At 34.3% G+C, this 24,800-nt stretch carries 25 protein-coding genes and 1 other RNA gene; 9 read left to right on the top strand and 17 right to left on the bottom strand.

What is annotated here, in order from left to right:
- Position 1: 1 nt before the first annotated feature.
- Entirely contained in the window at positions 2-817 is an 816-nt protein-coding gene (locus ACWNCI_RS18500) for a cell wall anchor protein (protein WP_449389406.1), read from the bottom strand.
- A 311-nt stretch (positions 818-1,128) separates the two neighbouring features.
- Positions 1,129-1,875, bottom strand: coding sequence for a hypothetical protein (locus ACWNCI_RS18495; RefSeq protein ID WP_449389405.1), 747 nt, complete (start codon positions 1,873-1,875; stop codon positions 1,129-1,131).
- 86 nt (positions 1,876-1,961) lie between these two features.
- Between ACWNCI_RS18495 and ACWNCI_RS18490 the strand changes: the two genes are divergently transcribed.
- A protein-coding gene (locus tag ACWNCI_RS18490) for an IS3 family transposase (protein WP_449386732.1) occupies positions 1,962-3,052 on the top strand; the annotation gives its coding sequence in 2 pieces (ribosomal slippage) (positions 1,962-2,214 and positions 2,214-3,052; 1,092 coding nt in all).
- 203 nt (positions 3,053-3,255) lie between these two features.
- Here ACWNCI_RS18490 and ACWNCI_RS18485 read toward each other — a convergent pair.
- From ACWNCI_RS18485 to ACWNCI_RS18450, 8 genes are all read right to left on the bottom strand, one after another.
- A complete protein-coding gene (locus ACWNCI_RS18485) occupies positions 3,256-3,801 on the bottom strand; it encodes a hypothetical protein (RefSeq protein WP_449389404.1) in 546 nt (181 codons plus the stop codon).
- A 319-nt stretch (positions 3,802-4,120) separates the two neighbouring features.
- Entirely contained in the window at positions 4,121-4,411 is a 291-nt protein-coding gene (locus ACWNCI_RS18480) for a hypothetical protein (RefSeq protein ID WP_449389403.1), read from the bottom strand.
- Between the two features lie 141 nt (positions 4,412-4,552).
- A complete protein-coding gene (locus tag ACWNCI_RS18475; RefSeq protein WP_449389402.1) occupies positions 4,553-5,146 on the bottom strand; it encodes a hypothetical protein in 594 nt (197 codons plus the stop codon).
- Positions 5,147-5,187: 41 nt separating this feature from the next.
- Positions 5,188-5,832, bottom strand: a complete 645-nt coding sequence (locus ACWNCI_RS18470) for an HD domain-containing protein (protein ID WP_449389401.1) — start codon at positions 5,830-5,832, stop codon at positions 5,188-5,190.
- The gene (locus tag ACWNCI_RS18465) at positions 5,833-6,672 is read right to left on the bottom strand and encodes an alpha/beta hydrolase family protein (protein ID WP_449389400.1); all 840 of its coding nucleotides are present in this window, start codon (positions 6,670-6,672) and stop codon (positions 5,833-5,835) included.
- 87 nt (positions 6,673-6,759) lie between these two features.
- On the bottom strand, positions 6,760-7,650 hold the full coding sequence (locus tag ACWNCI_RS18460; RefSeq protein WP_449389399.1) for a ribokinase: 891 nt from the start codon (positions 7,648-7,650) through the stop codon (positions 6,760-6,762).
- 44 nt (positions 7,651-7,694) lie between these two features.
- A complete protein-coding gene (locus tag ACWNCI_RS18455) occupies positions 7,695-8,330 on the bottom strand; it encodes a DUF4241 domain-containing protein (protein ID WP_346986384.1) in 636 nt (211 codons plus the stop codon).
- Between the two features lie 68 nt (positions 8,331-8,398).
- Positions 8,399-11,014, bottom strand: coding sequence for a valine--tRNA ligase (locus ACWNCI_RS18450; protein WP_449389398.1), 2,616 nt, complete (start codon positions 11,012-11,014; stop codon positions 8,399-8,401).
- Between the two features lie 128 nt (positions 11,015-11,142).
- Between ACWNCI_RS18450 and ACWNCI_RS18445 the strand changes: the two genes are divergently transcribed.
- Complete coding sequence (locus ACWNCI_RS18445; RefSeq protein WP_449389397.1) at positions 11,143-11,610, top strand: DUF1573 domain-containing protein; 468 nt, start codon at positions 11,143-11,145, stop codon at positions 11,608-11,610.
- A gap of 86 nt (positions 11,611-11,696) precedes the next feature.
- A complete protein-coding gene (locus ACWNCI_RS18440; RefSeq protein ID WP_449389396.1) occupies positions 11,697-12,569 on the top strand; it encodes a PPK2 family polyphosphate kinase in 873 nt (290 codons plus the stop codon).
- Positions 12,570-12,729: 160 nt separating this feature from the next.
- On the opposite strand, the gene rnpB is transcribed toward ACWNCI_RS18440, so the two are convergent.
- Positions 12,730-13,053: RNase P RNA component class A (gene rnpB / locus ACWNCI_RS18435), an RNA gene on the bottom strand.
- Positions 13,054-13,209: 156 nt separating this feature from the next.
- Here rnpB and ACWNCI_RS18430 point away from each other — a divergent pair.
- Genes ACWNCI_RS18430 through ACWNCI_RS18420 form a run of 3 tightly spaced genes read left to right on the top strand, consistent with a single transcriptional unit; the run spans position 13,210 to position 16,051 of the window.
- Positions 13,210-13,701: an RNA polymerase sigma factor gene (locus ACWNCI_RS18430; protein ID WP_042722258.1), complete on the top strand. Its 492-nt coding sequence runs from the start codon at positions 13,210-13,212 to the stop codon at positions 13,699-13,701.
- A complete protein-coding gene (locus ACWNCI_RS18425) occupies positions 13,694-14,368 on the top strand; it encodes a beta-carotene 15,15'-monooxygenase (RefSeq protein WP_449389395.1) in 675 nt (224 codons plus the stop codon). Before ACWNCI_RS18430 ends, ACWNCI_RS18425 begins: the two co-directional genes overlap by 8 nt.
- Before the next feature lie 60 nt (positions 14,369-14,428).
- Entirely contained in the window at positions 14,429-16,051 is a 1,623-nt protein-coding gene (locus ACWNCI_RS18420) for an AMP-binding protein (protein WP_449389394.1), read from the top strand.
- 74 nt (positions 16,052-16,125) lie between these two features.
- Here ACWNCI_RS18420 and rpoN read toward each other — a convergent pair whose 3' ends face one another.
- From rpoN to ACWNCI_RS18390, 6 genes are all read right to left on the bottom strand, one after another.
- Entirely contained in the window at positions 16,126-17,589 is a 1,464-nt protein-coding gene (gene rpoN, locus ACWNCI_RS18415) for an RNA polymerase factor sigma-54 (protein WP_449389393.1), read from the bottom strand.
- Positions 17,590-17,745: 156 nt separating this feature from the next.
- On the bottom strand, positions 17,746-18,039 hold the full coding sequence (locus ACWNCI_RS18410; RefSeq protein ID WP_346986390.1) for a type II toxin-antitoxin system RelE/ParE family toxin: 294 nt from the start codon (positions 18,037-18,039) through the stop codon (positions 17,746-17,748).
- Positions 18,027-18,242 carry a DUF2683 family protein gene (locus ACWNCI_RS18405; RefSeq protein WP_346986391.1) on the bottom strand — a complete coding sequence of 72 codons (216 nt, stop codon included), beginning with the start codon at positions 18,240-18,242 and terminating at the stop codon, positions 18,027-18,029. Before ACWNCI_RS18405 ends, ACWNCI_RS18410 begins: the two co-directional genes overlap by 13 nt.
- Before the next feature lie 81 nt (positions 18,243-18,323).
- The gene (gene asnS / locus ACWNCI_RS18400; RefSeq protein ID WP_346986392.1) at positions 18,324-19,772 is read right to left on the bottom strand and encodes an asparagine--tRNA ligase; all 1,449 of its coding nucleotides are present in this window, start codon (positions 19,770-19,772) and stop codon (positions 18,324-18,326) included.
- Between the two features lie 121 nt (positions 19,773-19,893).
- Positions 19,894-20,493: a CDP-alcohol phosphatidyltransferase family protein gene (locus tag ACWNCI_RS18395; protein ID WP_449389392.1), complete on the bottom strand. Its 600-nt coding sequence runs from the start codon at positions 20,491-20,493 to the stop codon at positions 19,894-19,896.
- 6 nt (positions 20,494-20,499) lie between these two features.
- Positions 20,500-21,066, bottom strand: a complete 567-nt coding sequence (locus ACWNCI_RS18390; protein ID WP_449389391.1) for a hypothetical protein — start codon at positions 21,064-21,066, stop codon at positions 20,500-20,502.
- An 89-nt stretch (positions 21,067-21,155) separates the two neighbouring features.
- On the opposite strand from ACWNCI_RS18390, the gene ACWNCI_RS18385 reads away from it, so the two are divergent.
- The 3 genes from ACWNCI_RS18385 (at position 21,156) to ACWNCI_RS18375 (ending at position 24,792) form a co-directional block, all read left to right on the top strand.
- Positions 21,156-22,100 carry an XRE family transcriptional regulator gene (locus tag ACWNCI_RS18385; protein WP_449389390.1) on the top strand — a complete coding sequence of 315 codons (945 nt, stop codon included), beginning with the start codon at positions 21,156-21,158 and terminating at the stop codon, positions 22,098-22,100.
- A gap of 1 nt (position 22,101) precedes the next feature.
- Complete coding sequence (locus tag ACWNCI_RS18380; protein ID WP_449389389.1) at positions 22,102-22,908, top strand: helix-turn-helix domain-containing protein; 807 nt, start codon at positions 22,102-22,104, stop codon at positions 22,906-22,908.
- Positions 22,909-23,148: 240 nt separating this feature from the next.
- Positions 23,149-24,792, top strand: coding sequence for a serine hydrolase domain-containing protein (locus ACWNCI_RS18375; RefSeq protein WP_449389388.1), 1,644 nt, complete (start codon positions 23,149-23,151; stop codon positions 24,790-24,792).
- Positions 24,793-24,800: the final 8 nt, after the last annotated feature.

The raw sequence follows: 24,800 nt of genomic DNA, 5'->3' as shown, positions 1-24,800 counted from the left end.
GTTATTTTTTTTCGGATATTAATTTTTGAACCTGTTCTTTAAGTTCGGTAATCTCATCAGCCTGCTTTTGCAACTGCTTATTTTGTTGTATCGAATAAAGTGTCAGTTCTTCAATTTTCTCAAGAAGTTTGGCATCCATCTCAGCAAGGTTAATTCCGTTTTTCCCAACCTCTGCGGCAGAAGGGATATTTGGCAAATGGCCTTTATCTTCAATATGCTTTTCAACTTCTTCTAAAGTTTTCAGTTTATAGTCGTCTTTGAAAACATAGTCTGCCCACACATTGGCTTTCACTTCTACTTCTTTGGCATATATTTTACCGTCAAATTTTGCTACCGCATTGTTTAAAAACTTAACCCAAGTACCGTTTGCACCATCATTAATTCCAATATAGGTTGAGCCATCATTTCCATTATTAGGCATGGAAAGTAATATATTATGAGAATCTCCTAGGTTTCTCAAGACGGTATCACCGGGTATAACACCGACTGCACCACAATTGGTACATGAAGCTTTAAACATCTGAAATCTTCCTAATGAATTTGCCATCTCCATCAGCGTATTCTCATTTCTATATACTCTAAATGCTATACCTCCATTATTAAAGGCTGCATCATTATTTGCCCCTATCCTTACTCCTCCATCAGGAAGAATTCTTAATCCCTCTGAGTTATTTGCTTTTAGAATTAAGAATTGGTTGTCTGTTGTTCCTAAAAAATTGGTTGTAGGATTGGTTCCCGAATTTCCTGTTAAATTCCAAGTTTGGGCAAATGTTAATGTTGAAGCCAGCATGGCTAATGATAATAATGTTGTTTTCATAAAGTATTTAAAAAAATTAATTAAATGCAAAAGATAAGTTCGCTGAAATTTCTAATAGAAATTGATGTTCCGAAATGAACAATGAGTTGGAAATAAAGTGTGTTCATGGTTATATGTTTTTTTTTGCGGCACAAATATAAATAAAATTTATCACCTTAATGTTAAATAATAATCATGCTTAAAGCAATCATTAACTTTACTTAAAATACAGTTTACTTTACAAGATAACCAACATCATGTAATATAAGCTTATTTATGAAATTCTCTATAAAAGGAGTTTATTTCAAATGTAAATTATCAATACTTCACAATTAGTTTCTTTTAACGAATATTAAGGATAAAATTTGTTTGTACTGAGGGCTTGTAGCTCCGAAAACTGATTTTACATACTGCTTTACTTCTTTTGCAATCTGACAAAGACCCATAAGATTATTATACAATATCTGATCTCTGGATAACCTTGCATTAGAATATTCTGTGTTGGCATGAATAAGAGTAGTGTTCTTGCTTTTCATATCTGCTAACTTATCCTTTAAAGCAATAGTTTTTAATTCTTCTTCATTGGGATTGTAGGCAGCACTTTGTTCGAGCACCTGAATTAAATTGGAGAAGTGATTGATCTTACTGTCGTAACTTTGTTGAGAAGTCGAGATGGTTCTTGTAGGGGTTTCCGTTTCTTCTTCTGACTTAGCGACTTCCGGTTTTGTTTTTGTTCTCCCCTGCAGTTTTTTGTTGTAGGATTTGGCATTGCTGAGCATCGAAGGGTTTGTTTCTGACACAGCCAATGCATTAACTACTTTTGTCGCGAGCGGATTCAATTCTTTGAAGACTTCGGCGCGTTGGTTGGTGGCATTGTCAAACAGTGTTTTTTTGGTTTGTGCTTCGTTTAATTTTAAAAGGGCATCTTCATAGAGTGCTTCAAGGCTGGAGATTTTCAGTTCTTCTTTTACGGGATTGTATTTGTCGAAGTAGGCTGTACAAAAAGAGATGAGATCCTGAAGATTAGCGATGTTTTTGGAGTGTCCTGTCTCACTCACAGAGTTTTTCGTGTTTTTCATATTTATGTTTATTATATTGTAAACTTCCCTGAAAATGTATCCATTTAAAGATAGAGTTTTTGCTTTAAAAAACTTTAAATTTAAATATGAAAAAGAGTAAGTATTCAGAGAGTCAGGTTTTTGGAATTTTGAAAGAACAAGAACTTGGGAAGAGTGTGATAGAAATATGCCGTACTCATGGTATTACACAAGGTACATTTTATCGTTGGAAGAGTAAATATTCTGGGATGGAAAGTTCGGATATTCAAAAGATGCGGGATCTGGAATCCGAAAATTCTAAACTTAAAAAACTTTATGCAGAAAGATGTTTAGAGATTGAAGCTTTAAAAGATGTTCTGTCAAAAAAGTGGTAAAGCCTTCTGGACGGCGTGAAATTGTCAACTTTATCCGGGAGAAATATAATTTCAGTGAGAGGAAAAGTTGTTTAACAATTGGTATCAGCAGGCGCAGCTATCGGTACAAAAGCAGAAAGAACGACGATGAATTAATTGATGCTCTGACCAGACTTTCGCAAGAGCATCCAGGTTATGGTTTTTGGAAGCTATATCATAAACTTAGGAATTTGGGATATATTTGGAATCATAAACGGGTTCATAGGGTTTATGTGGCCTTAAAAATGAGCATTCGCAGAAGGGTAAGAAAAAGACTTCCCACCAGAATCAAAGAAAACATCAATATTCCTCTGGAGCCTGATGAATGTTGGAGTATGGATTTTATGAGCGACAGTTTATATGACGGGAGAAGATTCAGAATATTAAATATTGCTGATGATTATAACCGGGAATTACTGTCTATGGAAATTGATACAAGTATCTGTTCTGCAAGAGTAGTGAGAGTTTTAGAACAGTTAAAACAACAAGGGCGTAAGCCTAAACGCATAAGAGTTGACAATGGCCCTGAGTTTATATCTAAAAATCTTCAGCTATGGGCTCAGGAAAATAAAATAGAGATCCATTATATACAACCAGGGAAACCTACACAAAACAGCCTTATTGAAAGACTGAATAAAAGCTGTAGAAATGAGCTTCTCAATATGTATGTCTTTAAAAATCTACAGGATGCCGAAGAAAAAGCAAATCAGTGGTGGATAGAATATAATTACAACAGACCGCACGAAGCATTAGGAAATATAAGCCCTAAAAAATATAAACAAAAAATGAAAGAATCTATCATTTAGAATGGTCACAAAATTGGGTAGCTTACAATATCGCTACAAATATATATTTTAATTTTATTTTTTTGCAGAAAACGAAAATCAATCGTTTGATTTACAGAATTATATAAAATATTTAATCTTTTATTTTAATTTGAAGAATTGTTTTCATGGGAATTGAAAAACCACTGCAAAAAATGCAGTGGTTTTGTTATTGGATTATTATTTTAAATCCGATGAATTAGGAAGTTTTTTTTTATAAATTCTTTTATTTTGATATCCTTTAGCATGTCATGCTGCATATAATGTTCAACTCTTAATGCTTTATTATAATCTTTATAAGATATTTTATACTTTAATATCCCAAAAGTAAATTTTGATATATCTACTCTTAAATTTTCCATTTCCCATTGGCTGACATCTCCATCCTTTTCGAGCATTTCTGCAAAATAGATCAATTGTTGGCATATATAATAAATTTCATCTTCAAGGAAGACAGTAGATAATCTAAATGAAAAGTGGATTAAAGAAAGAATTTGTCTTTTTTTAAGACTATACTCATTTATTCTATAAACATGGTTTAATTTATTAGCATCTATATTAGCATTTGATACCAAAAGCTTTACTACTTCTCTAGGATTAACCTGATTTGAATAAAACCTTTTTAATTCCATTAGACTTGTCCATCCCGCTCTGTGTAATGATAAATCTGCTTGATTTAAATAAGCAAATAAAAAGACACACAGGTTGTATTCTAATTTTATTTTTTTCATAATTTATTAATAAGATTGATGATATTTTTTATACTTCAATCTGACTAGTATGAGATAAAAAACATTGCCTTTTTGCAATTGCTTTTTTTTATTTTAGAAACGAGTGAGACGCTTGCGCTGGCAGTGAAATATTCTTATCTCCTATAAGCTTCCCAAAAAAAGTTGTTTTGTATATGCCAGAAGAAGTTATGTATTCCTCAATTTTATCCTCCATTTTAACAAAAGCATGATTTTCATTTTTATTGCATTTTATTAAATTAAAATTATCTTTCTGAGAATTGAATGTAATTGCTGACTTGTGTGCCAGTATCATATTTTCTTAATAGCAATCGCTAAGTTCTGATTTTGAGGAAGAATATAATTTATTAATATCTTCTAAATCTTTAGGAGTAAGTTTTAAAAATATTCTGATATTCCTAACTACTTCGTTCTTATCATTGTATTCTTTATATTCATATACTCCTGTTAAACTATTATAAATACATTCTTCAAAAATTTTCCCTAATTGATAATCTGCATAATGATATATGAGATGATTGGTTTTTATGTTTTGAGACTTACATCCTTGAAAAATAGAGAAAAGCATTATTGTGTAAAGATAATTTTTCATAGCAATGAGTATTTATGTAATGATTAAAAACTGGCATCAGCTTATCATATGGTTTATTATTACACTCTTATTTCGTTATGGTCTAATATAGCACGAGTGAGGCTCTATAATAATTCCGGCTTGCTTCGCAAGCCGGAAAATTTATTTTCTATTTCTTATAAGTAGCATCAGATTGAGAAAGAGGAGGAGAAAATCCAGTGTGATCCAGATGCCTACCTTTATATTTTCATAATTGTAGGCCTCCACCTGTTTTTTAGCGAGATCTGAAAGTTTGACACTCTGGTTGATATAATTCCGGATCTCAATAATCTGATCTATATTTTTATTGGGTAGTGCATGTTGTGAAAAATAAACAAGGTTTTTCTTTCCCAGATAGCCGACGATCCAATATTCATCAGATCTATCCATTTTAAGATATTCGATTCTATAATATTCGGGACGGATTTTTCCGATGTGCTTTGTATCAATCACTTTGCCAGCTTCGGAATCATTAATCGTCACCACATAAAAATCCAGCGGCTGCGGAAGTTTATTGATAACCTGCAAAGCCACAGAATCTTCCACAATTCCTATTGCACTTTTTTTAATAAACCAATAGGTAAAAATGGAAATCGAAAAAACAATGGTAACAATACGGAACAATTTTGCCCACTCCGCTCCTTTTCCTCTTTTTATTTTAGATAAAAACAGAGAAAATACGGACGCCCAGAAGATAACCAGAACAATGAATACCATACTGCAAAGATACTTATTTTAAGAAGTTTTCAGAAGGAATATCAGCTGACATTCCATTCTTTATAAAACTGATCAAGAAATTGCAGCATATAATCATGTCTTTCGCCGGCAATTTCTTTTCCTTTTTGGGTATTCATGAGATCTTTCAGCAGCAAAAGTTTTTCATAAAAATGATTGATCGTCGTACCGTCAGACTTTTTGTATTCTTCTTTCGACATATTCAGTTTTGGCTTAATTTCCGGATCATACATCAGATTATTTTTATAACCACCAAAATTGAATGTTCTGGCAATACCAATGGCACCAATCGCATCAATCCTGTCTGCATCCTGAACGATTTTAAGTTCAACAGGAAGATCTTTCGGAACCTCGCCCCTGTTCTTGAACGAAATATTTTTAATAATAAATAAAACCTTTTCAGTCACTTCTTCCGAAGCACCTTGACTTTCCAGGAATTCTCCTGAAACTTTTAAGGCCAGTGTTTCATCACCGGCATGAAATTTAGGATCGGCAATATCATGCAACAGTGCTGCAAGCTCTACAACTTCATGATTACATTCTTCCGTTTCGGCTATTTTCTTCGCCAGTTTCCATACCCTTTCGATATGAAACCAATCGTGTCCGGCTTCCGCACCTTTAAGTTTTTCTTTGACGAATTCTACCGTTTTTTCTATCAGATTCTTCATTTATATCAATTCATTTAAAATAATATTCCAGAGCTTTTTGTTGTAGCTTCTAAAAAAATTAACGTGACCTATTTCTCCTTTATCAGATTCGGAGGTTTTGATCAGCCTGTAGGTAGGTTTCAGATTCGGATAGGTTTCGTTTAAAAGGCTTCTCACACCTTTTTCAGTCAGCCATACATCATCCTCTGCCCTGATTACAAAGACTTTCTGTGTTAAATTTTTAGAATAATCCTCAGTTTTATTCAACAAGCCATTGGTGGATTTCCTGTTTAAAATTAAGGTTCTCCAGTCATATGCACAATTTTTCGGAAGACTTTCTCCCAGCCCGAACCATTGCGCAGGGAAATAGCCTAATAATGTTGTTGTTAGCGGCTGTACAATCCCGAAGCCCAGATATGCTTCTATTTTTGTTCGGAATTTTAAATTTCCGACGAATGCATTCTGAGTTCCTACAAAAATAAATTCATCAAAAATACCGGAGTCTTTATTCATTCCTAGAATCAAAGCCCCAACGGAGTGTCCTACACAATATTTTTTAAAATCTTTAAAATTACCCTTTATATATTCTGTTACTGCTTTAAAATCTTCAGCACCCCAAATTCTCATGGAAGCCTTAAAATTCTTCATCTTAACGGGTTTTGAAAGTCCTATTCCCCGGTAGTCATAGGTGATAACGGTAAATCCTTTTTCAGCGAAATACCTGGCAAAAGAAAAATAGACCTGCTGCTTCACGCCTGTCGCAGAGTTGATAAGCAGCAACCGCTGATTACTCTGATCGGGTAAAAACAAATGAGCCTTAATTACAGCCTGATCCTGTGTTGTAATGGTTAATTCCTGCATAGATAAAAGAAAAAATCCACTATAAAAGTGGAAATTTTAGTTTGTATTTCAGAGTAAGTTTAAAACTTTCGATATGTGCCAAATAGCTTATGAAATAAAATCTGATATTCTGGGAAGTCCGGTCTGTGATCCTTTTTTTGCAGAAACTCTTGCAGAAACTTCATTCCCGAATTTGACGCAGTCTTCAATATCATTGTTGTGACACAAGGCAATGGAAAATCCCACAGTGAAGGCATCGCCCATTCCCATTTTATAGATGGTATTATCCTTATCATTCCTGCAGTATTTCATTTCGGTGCCATCAAAATAAACTGTCGAATTGATGTCATCTCTTACAAAGACTTTATTGAAGTATTTCTTCAGAATTTTTTCTCGTTGCTCTTCTCCAAAAAGAATATGAAGTTCATTGCTTTTTACCACAATAAAATCGAGATTTTCAACAATCTCATCTTTTAGCTTTTGCGCAGGCGATGCGTACAGCCCTACTTTTTTACCGTATTTTTTGGCTTTATCAACTGTAAATTCAACGACATCCATTGAAACCTCCAGTTGAAGAAGAATAAGATCTGTGGTCCGGAAATATTTATCGGCAGATTCTATATGTTCGTTGCTTAAATAATTATTGGCGGCAGGCACTACCACAATGGCTGAACTGCCTTCCGAAGTAGTGACGTAGGCCGTTCCGCTGGCATCATGATCTGTTTCAAAAACAAAATCTATATTTACGTTTTCACTGATCATATTTCTCATGATCTGTTGTCCCAGAGGATCCATTCCCACACAACCTATGAAATGCACCTTTGCACCCAGTCTTGCCGCACCCACAGCCTGATTGGCTCCTTTTCCTCCAAAAAAACTTTCAGACGTACTTGCAATCACTGTTTCGTTGCTGCAGGGAACTTTTTCGGTTTCCAGAATAAGGTCTACCGATGAGCTCCCGACAACGATGATTTTCGGTTGTTGTGATGAGAAATTCATTGCCTTTATATTAATATTGTGATGGTGTTGGTTTGTAAATATAATTAACTGATCTCAATAAATTCAGTTACTATTTTTACCGGCGACTGATTTTTATCGTAAGCAATATAACTTGCATAAAATCCTTCACCATATCCTGTCTCAAAGGCAAAAATAGTTCCAGGATGGTTTTCGGATGGCTTTAAAAATGCATATTGATCAATCGCTCCGTTTTCATCAAAAAAATATTCGTGGAAAAACTCTTCGTAAATTCCCATGAAATCGACTCCTTTACGGTGATATAATTTCTGCTCAAGATCATTAAGGCTACTTTGAGTATCGGCATCCATAAAACATCCCATACCACTTTCTACCGGATACCCGAAAACTTCTTCATCAGTGAGGTCTTTAACATTCTGCCCTTCTGTTGTCGCTAATTTCCAATCTGCAATTTCCGCATTATTAAAGATTATTTCTACATAGGCCACACAATTGCTTTCTCTTTCTTTATGTACAAGAACAGAAAAATCTCCTTTGGGAAATTCGGCAGAAAAGGGTTTCATATCATTCGTGATCAGTGGATCACAGGCAACAAGCTTTCCACTGGAAAGGTAAATTTTCCCAACTTCAAAGCTTTCTATCAAAGGACTTTCTATGAAGTTTTTTGAGAATAGCTTTTTTATATTTTCTAAATGTGTCATGTTATATTTTAGGTTAAAATTAAGGTTGAGGCTAAGCTTGATACTCAGCCTTAACCTAAACCTTTATATTACAAACTTTTCAATTTCTCTTCCAAAATCGCAATTTTATCAAGCGCATCTTTTTGCTTTTTGCGCTCAACTTCTACGATTTCAGGTTTTGCATTGGCAACAAACTTTTCATTGGAAAGCTTTTTATCAACAGAAATTAAGAAGCCTTTTAAATATTTCAATTCTTCTTCTGTTTTTATTTTTTCTTCCGCTAAATCTAGGTTTTCACTTAAAGGAATAGAAACTTCCGTTGATCCCACCAAAAATGTAAAACTAGGCTTATCAGTCTTTGTTCCGAAATGAATTTCTGAAACATTTGCCAGCTTTCTAATCACAGCTTCATTGGCAAATTCTGAAGCGTTGGTATAAATTTCGGCCGCTTCTTTAGGGGAAATTCCTTTTGTCTGGCGGTAATTTCTTATACCCGAAATAATTTCAGACGCCGTTTCGAAGTTTTTAATAATATCTTCATTGAACGATTCCGCTTTTTTCTGCTCGGCGATAATCAGTGCATCCTCAGTATTTCTTTCTGAAATTGTTTGCCATAATTCTTCCGTTAAGAAAGGCATAAATGGATGAAGTAGTTTCATTAATTCTTCAAAAAGAGCAACTGTTTTATTGTAAACCTCTTTTGAAATTCCTTCCCCGTAATTTGGTTTAATTGCTTCCAAATACCAAGAACAGAAATCATCCCAAATCAGTTTATAAATTAAATGTAAAGCATCGGAAATTCTGAATTTTTCAAACTGACTGTTGATTTCAGCGATTGTTTTATTTAATTTATTTTCGAACCATTCGATTGCTTGAATTTCTGTCGAGTTTGCCGGCTTATCTTCGTGATTCCACATGTTAATTAAACGGAATGCACTCCAAATTTTAGACATGAAATTTCTTCCCTGAAGCATTAAGTCTTCATCAAAAAGAAGGTCATTTCCGGCTGCAGAACTTAGTAAAATCCCTACACGAACACCATCTGCTCCGTATTTATCCATCAATTCAAGCGGATCTGGAGAATTCCCTAAAGATTTAGACATCTTTCTTCTCTGCTTATCTCTTACAATTCCTGTGAAATAAACATTTTTAAACGGAACTTCTTTTCTGTATTCCAACCCTGCCATAATCATTCTGGCCACCCAGAAGAAAATAATATCCGGACCGGTCACCAGATCTGAAGTCGGATAGTAATAATTGATATCTCTATTTTCAGTATCCAGCAATCCGTCGAAGACCGACATTGGCCACAGCCACGATGAAAACCAAGTGTCAAGAGCGTCTTCATCTTGTTTTAAGCTGGAAGCTGGAAGCTCGGAGTTAGAAGTTTTTTCTCTTGCGAGTTTTAAAGCTTCTTCAATACTTTCTGCAACTACGAAGTCATTTTCGCCACCACCATAATAATACGCCGGAATTTGCTGTCCCCACCAAAGCTGACGGGAAATATTCCAGTCGCGGATGTTTTCCATCCAGTGTTTGTAGGTATTTTTAAACTTTTCAGGATAAAATTTAACCTCATCATCCATTACTACATCCAAAGCGGGCTTTGCAATTTCAGACATTCTCAGGAACCATTGAACAGAAACTTTAGGCTCAATCACTGCACCTGTTCTTTCAGAAGTTCCTACTTTATTTACGTAATCTTCTGCTTTCAACAAAAGATCTTTTTCTTCCAGTTCTTTTGCGATCTGTTTTCTTACCTCAAATCTGTTTTTTCCTGCATAATGCAGCCCGTAATCATTAAGATTTCCGTCATCATCCAAAGCATCAATCATTTGAAGATTGTGCTTTTGTCCGATTTCATAATCATTAACATCGTGAGCAGGTGTAATTTTTAAGGCACCCGTTCCAAATTCAATATCCACATATTCATCTTCAATAATTGGAATGACTCTGTCAACAATCGGTACAATTACTTTTTTACCTTTTAAATGAGCATATCTTTCATCATTAGGATTAATACATACCGCAGTATCACCGAAAATAGTTTCAGGACGAGTGGTAGCTACCGAAAGGAATTCTTCTGATCCCTCGATGGCATATTTCAGGAAATATAATTTTCCGTTTTGTTCTTTAAAGATTACTTCTTCGTCAGAAATATTTGTTTTTGCTTCAGGATCCCAGTTCACCATTCTGTAACCACGATAGATCAATCCTTTATTATAAAGATCAACAAAAGATTTAATAACCTGTTGAGAAAGTTTTGGTTCCATCGTGAAGCGGGTTCTGTCCCAATCGCAAGAACATCCGAGTTTTTTAAGCTGCTCAAGAATAGTTCCTCCGTATTTATCAGTCCATTCCCAGGCGTGCTTTAAGAACTCTTCTCTTGTAATGTCAGATTTATTAATTCCTTCAGACTTCAGTTTGGCAACAACTTTTGCTTCCGTAGCAATGGAAGCATGATCTGTTCCCGGAACCCAGCAGGCATTGAAGCCCTGCATTCTTGCACGGCGGACCAGTACATCCTGAATGGTATTATTCAGCATATGCCCCATGTGTAAGATCCCCGTAACGTTTGGCGGAGGGATGACAACAGTATAAGGCGGCTTTTCATTCGGCTCTGAATGGAAGTATTTGTTTTCCAACCAGTAATTGTACCACTTTTGTTCTGTTTCCTGTGGATTGTACTTTTCTGAAATCTGCATAAATTCTTTTACTTTACTTTACAATTTGCAAAAATAGTCTAAAGAAAAAAAATTTTAAGTATGAATTAAAATAATTTTTAACTTTGTTTCTCAAAATTTATCTAACAACATATTTAATATTCAAGAATATGAAAAAATTAATCGCAGGAATTGCATTATTCGGAACATTCGCATTAGCATCTGCACAAACTATCACATTTGATAAAACTACTTTTGATTACGGAACTATTAAACCTAGTTCAGACGGTATCAGATTCTTCACCGTAACCAATACAGGTGATAAGCCTCTTATCCTTTCGAATGTAAAGGCATCTTGTGGATGTACGACCCCTGAATTTAGCACGGATCCTATCATGCCAGGAAAATCTGCTAAGATCAAAGTTGGATACAATACAGCTATTAACGGTGGATTCAACAAAACAATCGAGGTGTTTTCTAACGACCCTGTAAACAACAGAAGTGTAATCTACATCAAAGGAAACGTAGATCCTAATGCCCCGGATCCAAAACCTTTAACTCCTGCAGAACTTAAAGCTAAAGCTAAGGCTGACAAAAAAGCGGCTAAAGCATCTAAAAAAGTTGCTGTTGCAAAGTAATTTCTACTCAAAAAAATAGAAGAACCGTCTCATTGAGGCGGTTTTTTTATTATATTTAAGTAATTACTTAATCTAATTAATATAATATGGACATCAATTTTTCAGACGACTTTTTAGTGAAAGGAAAATTTTCAATAAAAAATGTATCAACAGAATACAAAGGAAAGCTAACGAAGGAAGAGGGCGAAAAACTGCTTATTCTTGAAAAAGTAAAACTGCGGGAACTCCAGGAAATATTATATTCAGATGGAAGCCAATCGCTTTTGGTAGTGCTTCAGGCCATGGATGCCGCCGGAAAAGACAGTATGATAGAACATGTTTTTGGAGGAGTAAATCCACAAGGATGTAACGTCATCAGCTTTAAAACCCCGAGCTCAAGAGAGTACTCACATGATTTTTTGTGGAGACATTATCTCGCGTTACCCAAAAAAGGCATGATCGGAATTTTCAACCGCTCGCATTATGAAAGTGTATTGGTGTGCAAAGTTCATCCTGAATATAATCTGAACGAAAAAACCTGGAAATCCGTAAAAGATTTTGATGAAAAATTCTGGAAAAACCGGTATGAAAGCATCAGAAATTTTGAAAAACACCTTACTGACAACGGAACAACCATCATAAAAATATTTCTGAATGTCTCTAAAAATGAGCAAAAGAAAAGATTGCTGGATAGAATCAACGAACTGGAAAAGAACTGGAAATTCTCGGCCGCAGATCTTCCCGAAAGAGCATTATTCGACAAATATATGGAGTGCTATGAAACTGCCATCAACGAAACATCGAAAGATTATGCGCCTTGGTATGTGCTTCCGGCAGACAATAAATGGTTTGCAAGAGTAGCCGCCATTCAGATTATTATTGATACGCTGAAGAAAATGAATCTTAATTATCCTAAGCTTTCTGATGAAGATAAATTGGATTTAGAAAAAGCTAAAAAACAATTGGAAGGTGAAAAATAATTCAATTGATTATAAAAACAAATGCTTCGACTCCGCTCAGCATGACAACGCTAATACTATTTGTTATATAACCGTTAATTTGTAGCAATGTTATGCTGAACGGAGTCGAAGCATCTCTATTTTAAATATTTAAATTAAAAACTTGCTTCCAGCTTAAAAAATCACGAGAAAATCTGTAAGCCGGATTTTGTTCTCCCGAAGAAGTGCCTGTTATTTATCTGCGTCTTACATTGCTGCAAAACTTTAGCTGATTACCCCTCGGCTTTCAGAGCGAGCAACTCCTATTTTCATTGCTGAAAAGAACCGATATACTTATCATTGCACCACAAAGAGTTTACCTGATTTCACTACAGCCGAACTGTACATCCTTTCTGTTGCACTTGTCCTACCCTCGCGGGTGACGGATGTTATCCGCTTTGCTGCTCTACGGTGTCCGGACTTTCCTACCCTTGCCAAAGCAAGAATCAACAAGCCGATTTTCTCGTGGCTGCAAAGATACAATTTAATGTAACAATTTAGCAATGTAACAATATAACAATGAAAATTACGCCGACTTTAATAATTGCTAGATTGTTAAATTATTACATTGCTAAATTGACATTTTGTCTTTATCTTCGTACCACTAAATTATACATCAGCATTGGCTTCAAAGGAAAAAGAATTTGCACAGCTTATTAAAGATAATCAGGGTCTGATTATCAAAGTTTCGCGTCTTTATACCAATTCTTTGGAGGATGAAGAAGATCTTTTCCAGGAAATTGTGTTACAATTATGGAGAAGTTATGACTCATTTAAAGGAAATTCTAAAATTTCTACTTGGATGTACCGTGTTGCTCTCAATACAGCCATTACCCTCTTCAGGAAAAAAAGCAAAAGCCTTCCTACTAATGAGTTGGATATTAATCACGCAGATTTTATCGAAGATGATGACGAAAAGCAACAACAGGTATCACTTTTGTACACTGTAATAAAAACACTTCCCAATGTGGAAAGAGCGATAGTAATGATGTATCTGGATGATTTGCCTTACAAGGATATTGCAGAAAACCTCGGAATCACCGAAGTTAATGCTCGTGTGAAGATGAACAGATTAAAGAAAACCCTTAAAGAAAAGATGGAAAAATATGCCTGAATTTGACTTAGACAGCTTTAAGAAAACATGGCAGGAACAAACTGTTCAGCAGAAATACGATGATAATGAAATCCTTAAGATGCTCAACAGAAAATCACGAAACTATGTGAAGTATATTTTCTGGATCAGCGTGGCAGAATTCCTATTATTTTCTGTGATGGGAATATTCTATTTTTTTCAGGGTGAGGAATCTAACGGATTTCTAAATATTTTAGAGAAATTAGGAGCCCAAAAAACACCTGAAGTTGAAAACAGTTTCGATAATATCTATTGGATACTGAAGGTATTAAGCCTTATTGTCACAGCATATTTTGTTTATAAATTTTACCAGAACTATCGCAAAATACGAATTGAAGAAAATCTCAAAGGTCTGATTATAAGAATTATCAAGTTCAAAAAAACCGTTAATGCCTTTATTTTAATCAGTATTCTTTTATTGGTGGCTTTTACGTCAATTTTTACCATTTTTATATTTTATTCTTTAAGCTTACAGAATGTAGAGCCGAAAAACTCTGAGATGATGATATTTATCGTAGGAGTCATTCTTACAACTGCATTTTCAGTACTGCTTATCTGGCTTTACTACCGACTGGTTTACGGAATTATTATGAGTAAGCTCGATAAAAACCTCAAACAGCTTAAGGAAATCGATTCTCAGGAAATCTAGTATAGAACGCAGGAGTTTAAGATATAATTGTTAATTTTATGTATCCAAATCTTTCACTCCATGCAAACATCCTATGTTCACGGTTCTTCTGCTATTCCTTTATTAGGAGAAACTATCGGAAACAACCTTAAGAGAACTGTAGAAAAATTCCCCAATAATGAAGCGCTGATCTGTGTGCATCAAAATTACCGTGCTACGTATCAGGAATTTTACAATCAGACAACTGCTGTTGCAAAAGCATTAATTTTTCTCGGTGCAAAAGCAGGTGACCGCATTGGAATCTGGTCTGCAAATCGTTATGAATGGGTTCTTCTGCAATATGCTACCGCCAGAATAGGCGTCATTCTCGTTAATATTAATCCTGCATACCGGACGAGCGAACTGATTTTTGTGATCAATCAATCGGAAATGTCCCATATATTTTCCTCTCTAAATTTTAAATCAAGCGATTACAAGAATATGATTGCAGATGCCCGGGAATTTTGTGCAAGCCTGAAGTCAGAAATTTTCTTTGACGACAACTGGGATGATTTTCTCAATAACGGACAAAATATTTCAGACGACGTCCTGCACAGCTTTGAAGAACATGTACAGTTTGATGATCCGGTAAATATTCAATATACTTCAGGCACTACAGGCTTTCCAAAAGGAGTAACACTCTCCCATCATAATATTTTAAATAACGGATATTTTATAGGAATAAGGCTAAATTACACCGAGAAAGACAGAGTTTGTATTCCTGTTCCGTTTTATCATTGCTTCGGAATGGTGATCGGAAATATTTGCTGTACTGCTCATGGTGCCTGTATGGTAATTCCTAATGACAGTTTTGATCCGGATATTACGTTAAAAGTCGTTTCCGATGAAAAATGTACCTCATTATATGGAGTTCCGACGATGTTTATTGCTGAATTGGCCGTAAAGAATTTTGAAAGCTTTGACTTTTCAAGTTTGAGAACTGGTGTGATGGCAGGTTCGGTATGTCCGCCCGAAATCATGAAAAAGGTAGAAAGCCTCATGAATATCAAAGAAATGAGCATCTGCTACGGCATGACGGAAACTTCACCCGTTTCTACTCAGACTTTGATTGGGACACCTTTTGAAAAACAGGTTCATACCGTAGGAACTGTTCAGGATCATCTGGAAATCAAGATTATTGATGAAAACGGAAAGACCGTTACCCGAGGAGAACATGGCGAACTTTGCACGAGAGGTTATTCTGTGATGTTGAAATATTGGAACGATCCCGAAAACACAAAGAAAGTTCTTGACGATTCCCGGTGGATGCATACCGGAGATATGGCAACAATGGATGATGACGGCTATATTACGATCTCAGGGAGAATAAAAGATCTGATTATCCGTGGCGGAGAAAATATTTCTCCTAAAGAAATTGAAGACTTTCTCTATACTTATCCGAATATCTTAGATGTTCAGATCATTGGCATTCCCAGCGAAAAATTTGGCGAAGAAGTGATGGCCTGGGTAAAAGTAAGAAAAGGCTTTAATGTAACTGAAGAAGAGCTTGTGGATTACTGCAAAGAAAGAATCGCACACTACAAAGTACCCAAATTCTGGAAGTTTGTAGATGATTTCCCAATGACCATTTCAGGAAAAATACGAAAAGTGGAAATGAGAGAAATTTCTATCCGTGAACTTGGATTGGAAAAAGTAAACGATTAAAATATATTTGTTTAAAAATCTGTCAGATGTAAACAAAAGAAAAGCACTTCAATCTGAGGTGCTTTTTCTATATTTTAAAGTTCTTTCCTTAATCTCGCGACCGGAATATTAAGTTGTTCACGATATTTAGCAATCGTTCTTCTGGCAATATTGTAGCCCTGTTCTTTCAGAATTACCACCAAAGCATCATCTGTAAGCGGTTTTCTTTTATTCTCCTTGCTGATGACCTCCAGAAGGTGGGTTTTAATTTCTTTTGTAGAAACCTCTTCACCATCGTCATTTGTAAGGCTGTCGGAAAACAGATCTTTCAAATAAATAATTCCGTTGGGTGTATCAGCATATTTGCTTTTCACAACTCTTGAAATAGTGGAAATATCAAAACCTGTAATATCTGCAATATCTTTTAAAATCATCGGCCTTAATGATTTTTCGTCACCTGTAAGGAAATAATCTTTCTGAAACTTTACAATGGCTGTAATTGTCTGTAACAATGTATTCTGACGTTGATTAATCGCATCAATATACCATTTGGCCGCATCAAGTTTTTGTTTGATAAATAAAGCTGCCTGCTTATGTTCAGAAGATTTTTTATCGTGAGAATAGGTCGTTAAAATATCCTTGTACTCCTCAGAAACTCTTAAAGTGGGAGCATTCTTGCTGTTTAGCATTGGGATTACCTGTCCGTCTTTTACCTGAATCACAAAATCCGGAATAATTTCCTGATTGATCGTAATCGTTTGAGTATCAAAATTCCCCCCGACTTTCGGAGATAATTTTGAAATTTCATCCAGTGCATCTTTCAGATCTTCTTCCTCAATATCATATTTCTGAATGATCTTGTTGTAATGTTTGTTCGTTAAAGCATCAAACTGATATCTCAAAATATTGGCAGCCAGAGAAACTGCTTTATCAGAACTTACTTTTTTCTCGATCTGCAAAAGAAGGCACTCCTGCAGTCCTCTTGCTCCTACGCCTGGCGGATCCAGCTTTTGAACGTAATTTTCAAGAATATCTTCAACGTTTTCTTTCGTGGTATAAATTCCCTGAGAAAAGGCAAGATCATCAACAATAGATTTAATTTCTCTTCTTAAATATCCGTCGGTATCAAGATTTCCGATGATATATTCTGCGATTTTTTCATCTTCTTCATTAATATTCACAAGATGGATCTGCTCAAGAAGATAGTCATAAAGAGACTGCCCTTCCGTTAAAAGACTTTCATTATCAAATTCCTCATCATCTGAAGAATAGTTGCTGGATGCAGTTTTGTAGTTCGGCTCGTCATCATAAAGATATTGGTCAACATCAAAATCAGTCTGAATGCTTTCCGTTCCTTCGCTTTCATACGAATCTTCAAGGGCAGCATAATCATCTTCCTTAGATTCTTCTTTTGCGATCTCCAATGCCGGATTTTCTTCTAACTCTCTTTCAAGTTCCTCCTCAAATTCCAACGTATGAAGCTGGATCAACTTCATGAGCTGGATTTGCTGGGGAGCCAGCTTCTGTCCTAATTTGAGTTGTAAGTGTTGTTTAAGCATATTACTAGATGGTGTTTAACATAACATATTTTACGAATTTAGTGAAATAATTTGACAAAAATAAATTTTAGCACGATTTTTGCATTTAACACTCCATAATAAGCTATTTAAAATAAACAACAAAAGCCCTGAAGTATGATTTTCAGGGCTTTTTAATTATTCAAAACTGAAGTTTTTCAGGGCTTCTTCTGTTGTCCCAGAATGCGAGAATTTCAATAATATCTTTATTAATTCTGTAATAAAGAGAAAAATTTTTATCAGTACATAGCGTACTCCTTCGATTTCTGATAAAGAACCAATATTTGGATTTTTAGAAATAAGCTTTTCTTTCTTTTCAACTTCATTGATTAATTTAGTAGAGTATTTATTTGATTTATTATGATTGATCCAATATTCCAAAATATCAATATAATCACATTCAGCGTGATGTGACCAAATTATCTTAAACATTTTCTGGCCTTTTCAGCAACTGATTCGCTTGATGAAAATTTTCCTTCAGAAATATCCGACATTCCTTTCAAAATTTTTTCTTTCTGCCATTCCGTTAGATTTTCCTCTTTATCAATTTCAAAATTAATTTTCAATTCCTTTAAAAGAGCCTTTAGCAAATTAATTTGATTCTCATTATCCGTATGTATTGTAATTGTACTCATTTCCAAAATTTTAGTAAAGTTAATAAAAAAAATCCTTCTGTTTTGTTCAGAAGGATTTCAGTATTTTTAAGAATAAATATTTTAGAATTCTGCGTTTTTAGGTGTTCTCGGAAAAGGAATCACATCTCTGATGTTTGTCATTCCCGTTACGAAAAGAACCAATCTTTCCAATCCTAATCCGAATCCTGCATGCGGTACTGAACCAAATTTTCTGGTGTCTAAATACCACCAAAGCTCGTGTTCATCAACATGCATATCTGCCATTTTCTGCTTTAAAACATCCAGTCTTGCTTCTCTCTCAGAACCGCCGATGATTTCACCGATTCCCGGGAAAAGAACATCCATTGCCGCAACAGTTTTACCGTCTTCATTAAGCTTCATGTAGAATGCTTTAATCTCTTTAGGATAATCAAATAACACTACCGGACTTTCAAAATGTTTTTCAACCAGATATCTTTCATGTTCAGACTGAAGATCCGTTCCCCAGTTTTCAACAGGATACTGGAATTTTCCTTTTTTATTTTCTTTTGAATTTAATAAAATCTCAATTGCTTCCGTATAAGAAACTCTTTTGAAACGTTTAGCAACAACATTTTCAAGCTTTTCTATGAGACCTTCTTTTGCTCTTTCCTTTTCAGGCTTTGATTTTTGTTCTTCTTCAAAACGCTTATCCAAGAAATCCAGATCATCTTTACAGTGATCCAAAACATACTGAATCACATATTTCAGGAAATCTTCCGCCAGATCAATATTATCTTCAAGATTATTGAAAGCAACCTCCGGTTCAATCATCCAGAATTCCGCAAGGTGTCTTGTCGTATTTGAATTTTCTGCACGGAAAGTCGGCCCGAAAGTATATATTCTTCCCAATCCCATCGCTGCAGTTTCGCCTTCCAGCTGTCCGGAAACCGTTAAGTTTGTTTTTTTACCGAAAAAATCCTGGGAAAAATCAATATCTCCCTGCTCATCTCTCGGAATATTATTTAAATCGAAATTGGTAACTCCAAACATCTCACCTGCTCCTTCGGCATCAGCTCCAGTAATAACCGGCGTATTGATATAAAAGAACTGGTTTTGATTAAAGAATGAATGAATGGCAAAGCTCACTGCATGACGCACTCTGAAAACCGCACCAAAAAGATTTGTTCTGAATCTTAAATGTGCCTGATCTCTAAGAACTTCCAGAGAGTGCTTTTTAGGCTGAAGAATTGTTTTGTCTCTTTCCTCAGTGAAATTATCTCCAAGAATAATAATTTTTTTAGCTACAATTTCAACACTCTGCCCGGCACCCTGGCTTTCAACGACTTCGCCAACAACCTTCAGAGAGGCAGCCGTACTGATTTTACTGATAATTTCTTCATCGAAATTTTCAAAATCAACAACAATCTGCAAATTATTGATCGTAGAACCATCATTAAGCGCAATGAATCGATTGGCACGGAATGTTCTTACCCAGCCGTAAACCGTAATGTCATGATGTAATACTTTCTTGTAATCTCCTAGGATCTCCTTAATGGTTTGCTTTTTCATTTGTTGATTAAAATTTTTGTGTAAAAATTAATGAGTGCAAAGTTACAAAAAAACAGCGCAACTTGATGATTACACTGTCTTTTTAAAAAATCATTTAATCAAAACTATACTTTAAAAGATATCAATTAAAAAAAATAGTCTTTTTTCTACTTTTCCCTTTCCTGATTTTCCATGCATGGTAGGAACTCGGAACGTCATATTGCCATTTAGGAAGTAGTAAGACAATCATAATCACATCAATATGAGAAATAAACCCTAATACAACACTTAGATAAAAGGCCCATCCCGTCTGTTGAAAGCCGATGAGATAAGTGAAAGCAATCAGCAGGCTTAGTCCCCACATTTTTGACAAAAAGGCATGTGTACAGGTTTCTTTTCCGAACTTAAGCCAGCTTACTGTGTAGCAAAGCGCTTCCATAATGAAAATCAAAAGAATTCCTTTCCATTCGTTCTTTATCAAATCAGGATTTAAAAAGTAAGCAGCAAATCCTAAGGAAAGCCAGAAAATTAAATCGGTCTGACTGTCCAGTCTTCTTAATTTTTCAGAAGAAACTCCGACTTTCCGGGCAATAATTCCATCAAAAATATCAGTCAATAATCCAAGATACATTAATATTAAAATTAAAAATTGGGATTCTTCGCCTCTGAAATAAGCTAAAGAAATAATAATTGGCGCAAAAATAAACCGTATGGCAATTAATAGATATGGTACTATTTTCATGGTGATTTATTGAATTCTTTTAAATTTTTCAGCATAATTAATTGTATAACCTGCCCACATAATGAACAAAGCCGCTCCACTGTTATCATAATAATCCTGAATCAGAAAATTTTTCTGACCCGTAAGACCAATTCTGCTCTGAAAACTTTGGCATCCTCCAAACAAGAAAGGAATTCCGTGACATTTTGAAGTGTAATTGCTTAGTGTAAGCAGTCCGTTTTTAAGCGTTCCGTTATATGTAAAGGAATATTTTACGGAATCATTCTTCAACAGTTTAAAATCTAATTCATACGTTTTTCTTTTTTCTAAAGGTTTCGATTTTATCACAACTTTATCGCAATCCGCAATTTTGGAATTTTTCAAGTCAATCATTCCTGCAAAATCTCTTGTCTGTTCAGATATTTTCCCTGCGGAATTAATATGTTCATATCCTTTAAAATCATATTCTCCATCGATTACCGAAACATTTTCTTTTGTAATTACTGATAAGTCATCTTTAATCATTTTTCTGCTGAAAGTCGCACAAGAATTAAGAATTGAGATAAGTATTGAAAATATAAGATACTTTTTCATAGCTCATTATTTTAAAATTATTCATCAAAATTATCTGCAGAAAACACAAAATTAAATGCGAAAAAAAATTAAAATAAATAAGTACATTTGTGAAAATCACAAAAGATATGCATCAGGAATTTTTACTCAGAGAAATACGAAGAAGAATCGGAGACAGTTCATTAAATGACGAAATAGCCAATATTCTGGGAATCAGCTATGATGCAGCGCATAGGCGAACCTCACTGAAAGCTAAATTCAGTTTTGAAGAAGCTTTGGAGCTTGCAAAATATTATCAAATTTCACTGGATCAGTTTATCTCATCCGATCAGCAAATTGTTGTAAGAAAAACATCAGCTGTTACCAAAACAGAAGACCTCGAGTCTTTTTTCAGAAATAATCTGGGTGTGTTTGAAAATTTGCCACTTTCCGATGCAATGACAATTTATTATTCAGCCAAAGATATTCCGTTTTTTTATACACTTTCGGATACATTGCTTTCCCGTTTCAAAATTTATGTCTGGATGAATTTATTGAATGCAAAACAAGTTTTCGTACCTTTCCTACAGTTTTCACCACCGAATTTTGAATCTAAAACCAAAGAACTAAGAAAAAAATATGAAGAGCAAAATGTTGTAGAATTATGGAATGACATGACGGTTTCCAGTATTTTGCAGCAGATTTTATTCTATTATGAAACCGGACTTTTGAAAAAAAATGAAGCACAAATTATTTTAGAAGAATTGAAAGAACTAATCGAATACATTGAGCTGAAAACAGAAAACAATCCTAAATTTCATCTGTACGAAAATGAATTAATGCATCTTTCCAACGACATCTTTTTTCATCATCCGAAACAGTCACTTTTTGCGTTGCCTACGAATATGTTTGGATATATTTTGATAAATGATGCCAAAACCTGCAACGAAACGTTGAATTATTTTGAACATCAGATTAAAAATTCAAAATCGCTAAATACATCGGGAAATCGTGACAGAAAAATATTTTTCAATAAAATGTATCAACAAATTGAAAATTTAAATCAAAAAATGTAATATGAAAAATCTTCGTAATGGTGAATTTTTCGGCCAAACCAACAGCATCATTAACTGTGATGGATTAACAATTACGGATACTGAATACACACACTCTTTTGTGGATTGGCATTATCATGAAAATCCATATTTCACTTTTCTGCTGCAAGGAAATATGAAGGAAGGCAATAAAAAGGAAATCTACGATTGTTCGGCGGGAACGCTGCTTTATCATCATTGGGAAGACGCACATTACAACATAAAACCTGACATTTTCACACGAGGTTTTCACATTAATATCACAGAAGACTGGTTTAAAAAATTTGAACTTTCCAAGGAAATTATTGAAGGAAGTTTTAATATAAAAAATCCTGCTGTAAAATTATTGATGTATCAGATTTTCAAGGAAACAAAATTCAATGACAACTCATTTGATCTTTCTGTATATCAGCTTTTATTGCATCTTTTCGATCAATTATCCGATCAGAAAAGCAGCTCAAATTCAGAAAAGAAACCGATCTGGGTAAAACAAATTGATGAAATCCTTCACGAAAGATTTACAGAAAAATTGAGTTTACATGAACTTTCAAAAACATTAAATATACATCCGATCCATTTGAGCAGAGATTTTCAGAAATATTTCCGATGTAATTTAAGTGAATATCTGAGAAAGTTAAAAGTCGAAAAATCACTAAAAATTATAAATGATTTTGAATCCTTATCTGAAGTTGCTTTAGAATGCGGATTTTCAGACCAAAGTCATTTTATTCGTTGCTTTAAAGAAAATATTGGAATTACTCCTTTGAGATATAAGAAGATTTTGAAATAGCTTTCCCACAGATTGCACAGATTCCCACAAATGATTATGCATAATTTTTTTAACATACATAAACTTCTAAAATCACAAATTTTCTTTTTATCATACTTTTCCAGCACGTTTGTCATTCCGATTTCTATGACAAACTCGATGCTAATTAGCAACACTTAAAATACAAAAAAAACTCAAATGTTAATTTGATTCTATTTTTTCTAAAAACTGCTTTATATTTTTGTCAAGATAATATTTACCATGAAATCAATTATTTTATTTGTTCTGATTCTTACTTGCGGTTTGTCTTTTGGACAGATTCAAAATATCATTGAGCCGGAGAAAATCGAAAATCCCGTTCAGAAAAATCATTTAAATACTATACTTTTTTCAGATAAAGTAATACCTTTTGAAAATATTAATGAAGCTGATTTTCCAAAATCAATAACATACCAAGAAGATAAAGATCTTGACATTCGGGTTTTTATGGATAATTCCTTGGTCAATTACTTACATCAGCTTGATTCTTCTTTGTCTGTTGAGGAATTGCTTAAAAAAGGAAATTATCAATTCAATTTTCTTGTTGACGGAAAATTAATTTATACCGAAAACCTAAATTCAGGAGCCGGAACTGTGGATCAGAAAAAGTTTAAAACAAGTTTCAGAATTCCTTTTCTGAGTTCGAAAAATGAAGATTCCTGGGGGAAATATCTGTGGATGCGGTTCTACTTTGCCAACGGCGGAATTGATGCATTAGAAAAAGGGAATCATGTTTTAAGAATTGAAATTAAACCTTACTTAAAAACATCAACACTGAAAGTTGGAAATATAATTGCACAAGGAGAAGTACAATTAAACATTCCTAAAAAAAATATCTCTGAAGAGCAAATTGCCATTCAGAAAATCAAACCTAATAGTGGCTGGAAAATCTCTGAGGAGAAATTCAATCAGGAAAAAATCAGAACTTTAAATCAAAAAATTGCAGAAAACAGGTTTCGTGATATTACAGGAATTGTTGTCATTAAGAATGAAAAATTATTAATTGAAGAATATTTCAACGGTTATAAAAGAGATAGTTTAAATGACACCCGTTCTGTCGGAAAATCCTTTTCATCTGCATTAATGGGAATTGCAATTCATGATGGTTTTATTAAAAGTGAGAATCAGAGACTGAAAGAAGTTTACAATTTAAAGAAATTCAATAATTATTCTTCTAGAAAAGATAGTGTTACGATTAAAAGTTTACTGACTATGAGCTCAGGTTTTAACGGAAACGATGAAGACTACGAATCTCCCGGAAACGAAGAAAATATGTATCCGACGGATAATTGGGTAAAATTCACTTTAGACCTGCCCATGACCGAAAATAAGATCGGAAAAAACTGGAACTATTTTACTGCCGGAGTAGTTTTAACAGGAGATATTTTGGACAAATCTGTTCCGAAAGGATTAAAAGATTATGCAGATAAAAAATTATTTCGACCTTTGGGAATCACCAATTACAGATGGCAATTCACACCTCAACAAAAGCCATCTTTGGCAGGTGGATTAAAAATGAATGCACTGGATTTCGCAAAATTCGGTCAGCTTTATAAAAATAACGGAACCTGGAAAGGAAAGGAAATTTTAGATAAAAACTGGATCAAGAAATCTTTTACTAATTATTTTGCTGACAATGAATATTTTGAAGGCTACGGATATTTATTTTGGAGAAAAATTTACAAAGTCGGAAATAGAAATTTTGAATCCTATCAATCCAGCGGAAATGGCGGAAATAAGATTATTATTTTCAAAGAAATTCCTCTAGTGATCATTATTACTGCAAAAGCATATAACAAACCTTACGCCCATTCTCAGGTTGATAAAATGGTACAGGAATATTTATTATCTGCAATTTATGAGTAATTGGTAAT

The organism is Chryseobacterium lineare (assembly GCF_977014045.1).
Note: the sequence above shows the minus strand (reverse complement) of the source record. Positions and strands in the feature narration are given on the sequence as shown.

What these genes read in the sequence shown, in the direction of transcription:
- rpoN (WP_449389393.1), bottom strand. Translation starts at nt 17,589, where the DNA reads ATGCTTAAACAACACTTACAACTCAAATTAGGACAGAAGCTGGCTCCC.
- ACWNCI_RS18485 (WP_449389404.1), bottom strand. Translation starts at nt 3,801, where the DNA reads ATGAAAAAAATAAAATTAGAATACAACCTGTGTGTCTTTTTATTTGCT.
- ACWNCI_RS18465 (WP_449389400.1), bottom strand. Translation starts at nt 6,672, where the DNA reads ATGCAGGAATTAACCATTACAACACAGGATCAGGCTGTAATTAAGGCT.
- ACWNCI_RS18480 (WP_449389403.1), bottom strand. Translation starts at nt 4,411, where the DNA reads ATGAAAAATTATCTTTACACAATAATGCTTTTCTCTATTTTTCAAGGA.
- ACWNCI_RS18470 (WP_449389401.1), bottom strand. Translation starts at nt 5,832, where the DNA reads ATGAAGAATCTGATAGAAAAAACGGTAGAATTCGTCAAAGAAAAACTT.
- ACWNCI_RS18450 (WP_449389398.1), bottom strand. Translation starts at nt 11,014, where the DNA reads ATGCAGATTTCAGAAAAGTACAATCCACAGGAAACAGAACAAAAGTGG.
- ACWNCI_RS18475 (WP_449389402.1), bottom strand. Translation starts at nt 5,146, where the DNA reads ATGGTATTCATTGTTCTGGTTATCTTCTGGGCGTCCGTATTTTCTCTG.
- ACWNCI_RS18375 (WP_449389388.1), top strand. Translation starts at nt 23,149, where the DNA reads ATGAAATCAATTATTTTATTTGTTCTGATTCTTACTTGCGGTTTGTCT.
- ACWNCI_RS18455 (WP_346986384.1), bottom strand. Translation starts at nt 8,330, where the DNA reads ATGACACATTTAGAAAATATAAAAAAGCTATTCTCAAAAAACTTCATA.
- ACWNCI_RS18395 (WP_449389392.1), bottom strand. Translation starts at nt 20,493, where the DNA reads ATGAAAATAGTACCATATCTATTAATTGCCATACGGTTTATTTTTGCG.
- ACWNCI_RS18495 (WP_449389405.1), bottom strand. Translation starts at nt 1,875, where the DNA reads ATGAAAAACACGAAAAACTCTGTGAGTGAGACAGGACACTCCAAAAAC.
- ACWNCI_RS18445 (WP_449389397.1), top strand. Translation starts at nt 11,143, where the DNA reads ATGAAAAAATTAATCGCAGGAATTGCATTATTCGGAACATTCGCATTA.
- ACWNCI_RS18410 (WP_346986390.1), bottom strand. Translation starts at nt 18,039, where the DNA reads ATGTTTAAGATAATTTGGTCACATCACGCTGAATGTGATTATATTGAT.
- ACWNCI_RS18425 (WP_449389395.1), top strand. Translation starts at nt 13,694, where the DNA reads ATGCCTGAATTTGACTTAGACAGCTTTAAGAAAACATGGCAGGAACAA.
- ACWNCI_RS18460 (WP_449389399.1), bottom strand. Translation starts at nt 7,650, where the DNA reads ATGAATTTCTCATCACAACAACCGAAAATCATCGTTGTCGGGAGCTCA.
- ACWNCI_RS18390 (WP_449389391.1), bottom strand. Translation starts at nt 21,066, where the DNA reads ATGAAAAAGTATCTTATATTTTCAATACTTATCTCAATTCTTAATTCT.
- ACWNCI_RS18500 (WP_449389406.1), bottom strand. Translation starts at nt 817, where the DNA reads ATGAAAACAACATTATTATCATTAGCCATGCTGGCTTCAACATTAACA.
- ACWNCI_RS18420 (WP_449389394.1), top strand. Translation starts at nt 14,429, where the DNA reads ATGCAAACATCCTATGTTCACGGTTCTTCTGCTATTCCTTTATTAGGA.
- ACWNCI_RS18380 (WP_449389389.1), top strand. Translation starts at nt 22,102, where the DNA reads ATGAAAAATCTTCGTAATGGTGAATTTTTCGGCCAAACCAACAGCATC.
- asnS (WP_346986392.1), bottom strand. Translation starts at nt 19,772, where the DNA reads ATGAAAAAGCAAACCATTAAGGAGATCCTAGGAGATTACAAGAAAGTA.
- ACWNCI_RS18440 (WP_449389396.1), top strand. Translation starts at nt 11,697, where the DNA reads ATGGACATCAATTTTTCAGACGACTTTTTAGTGAAAGGAAAATTTTCA.
- ACWNCI_RS18405 (WP_346986391.1), bottom strand. Translation starts at nt 18,242, where the DNA reads ATGAGTACAATTACAATACATACGGATAATGAGAATCAAATTAATTTG.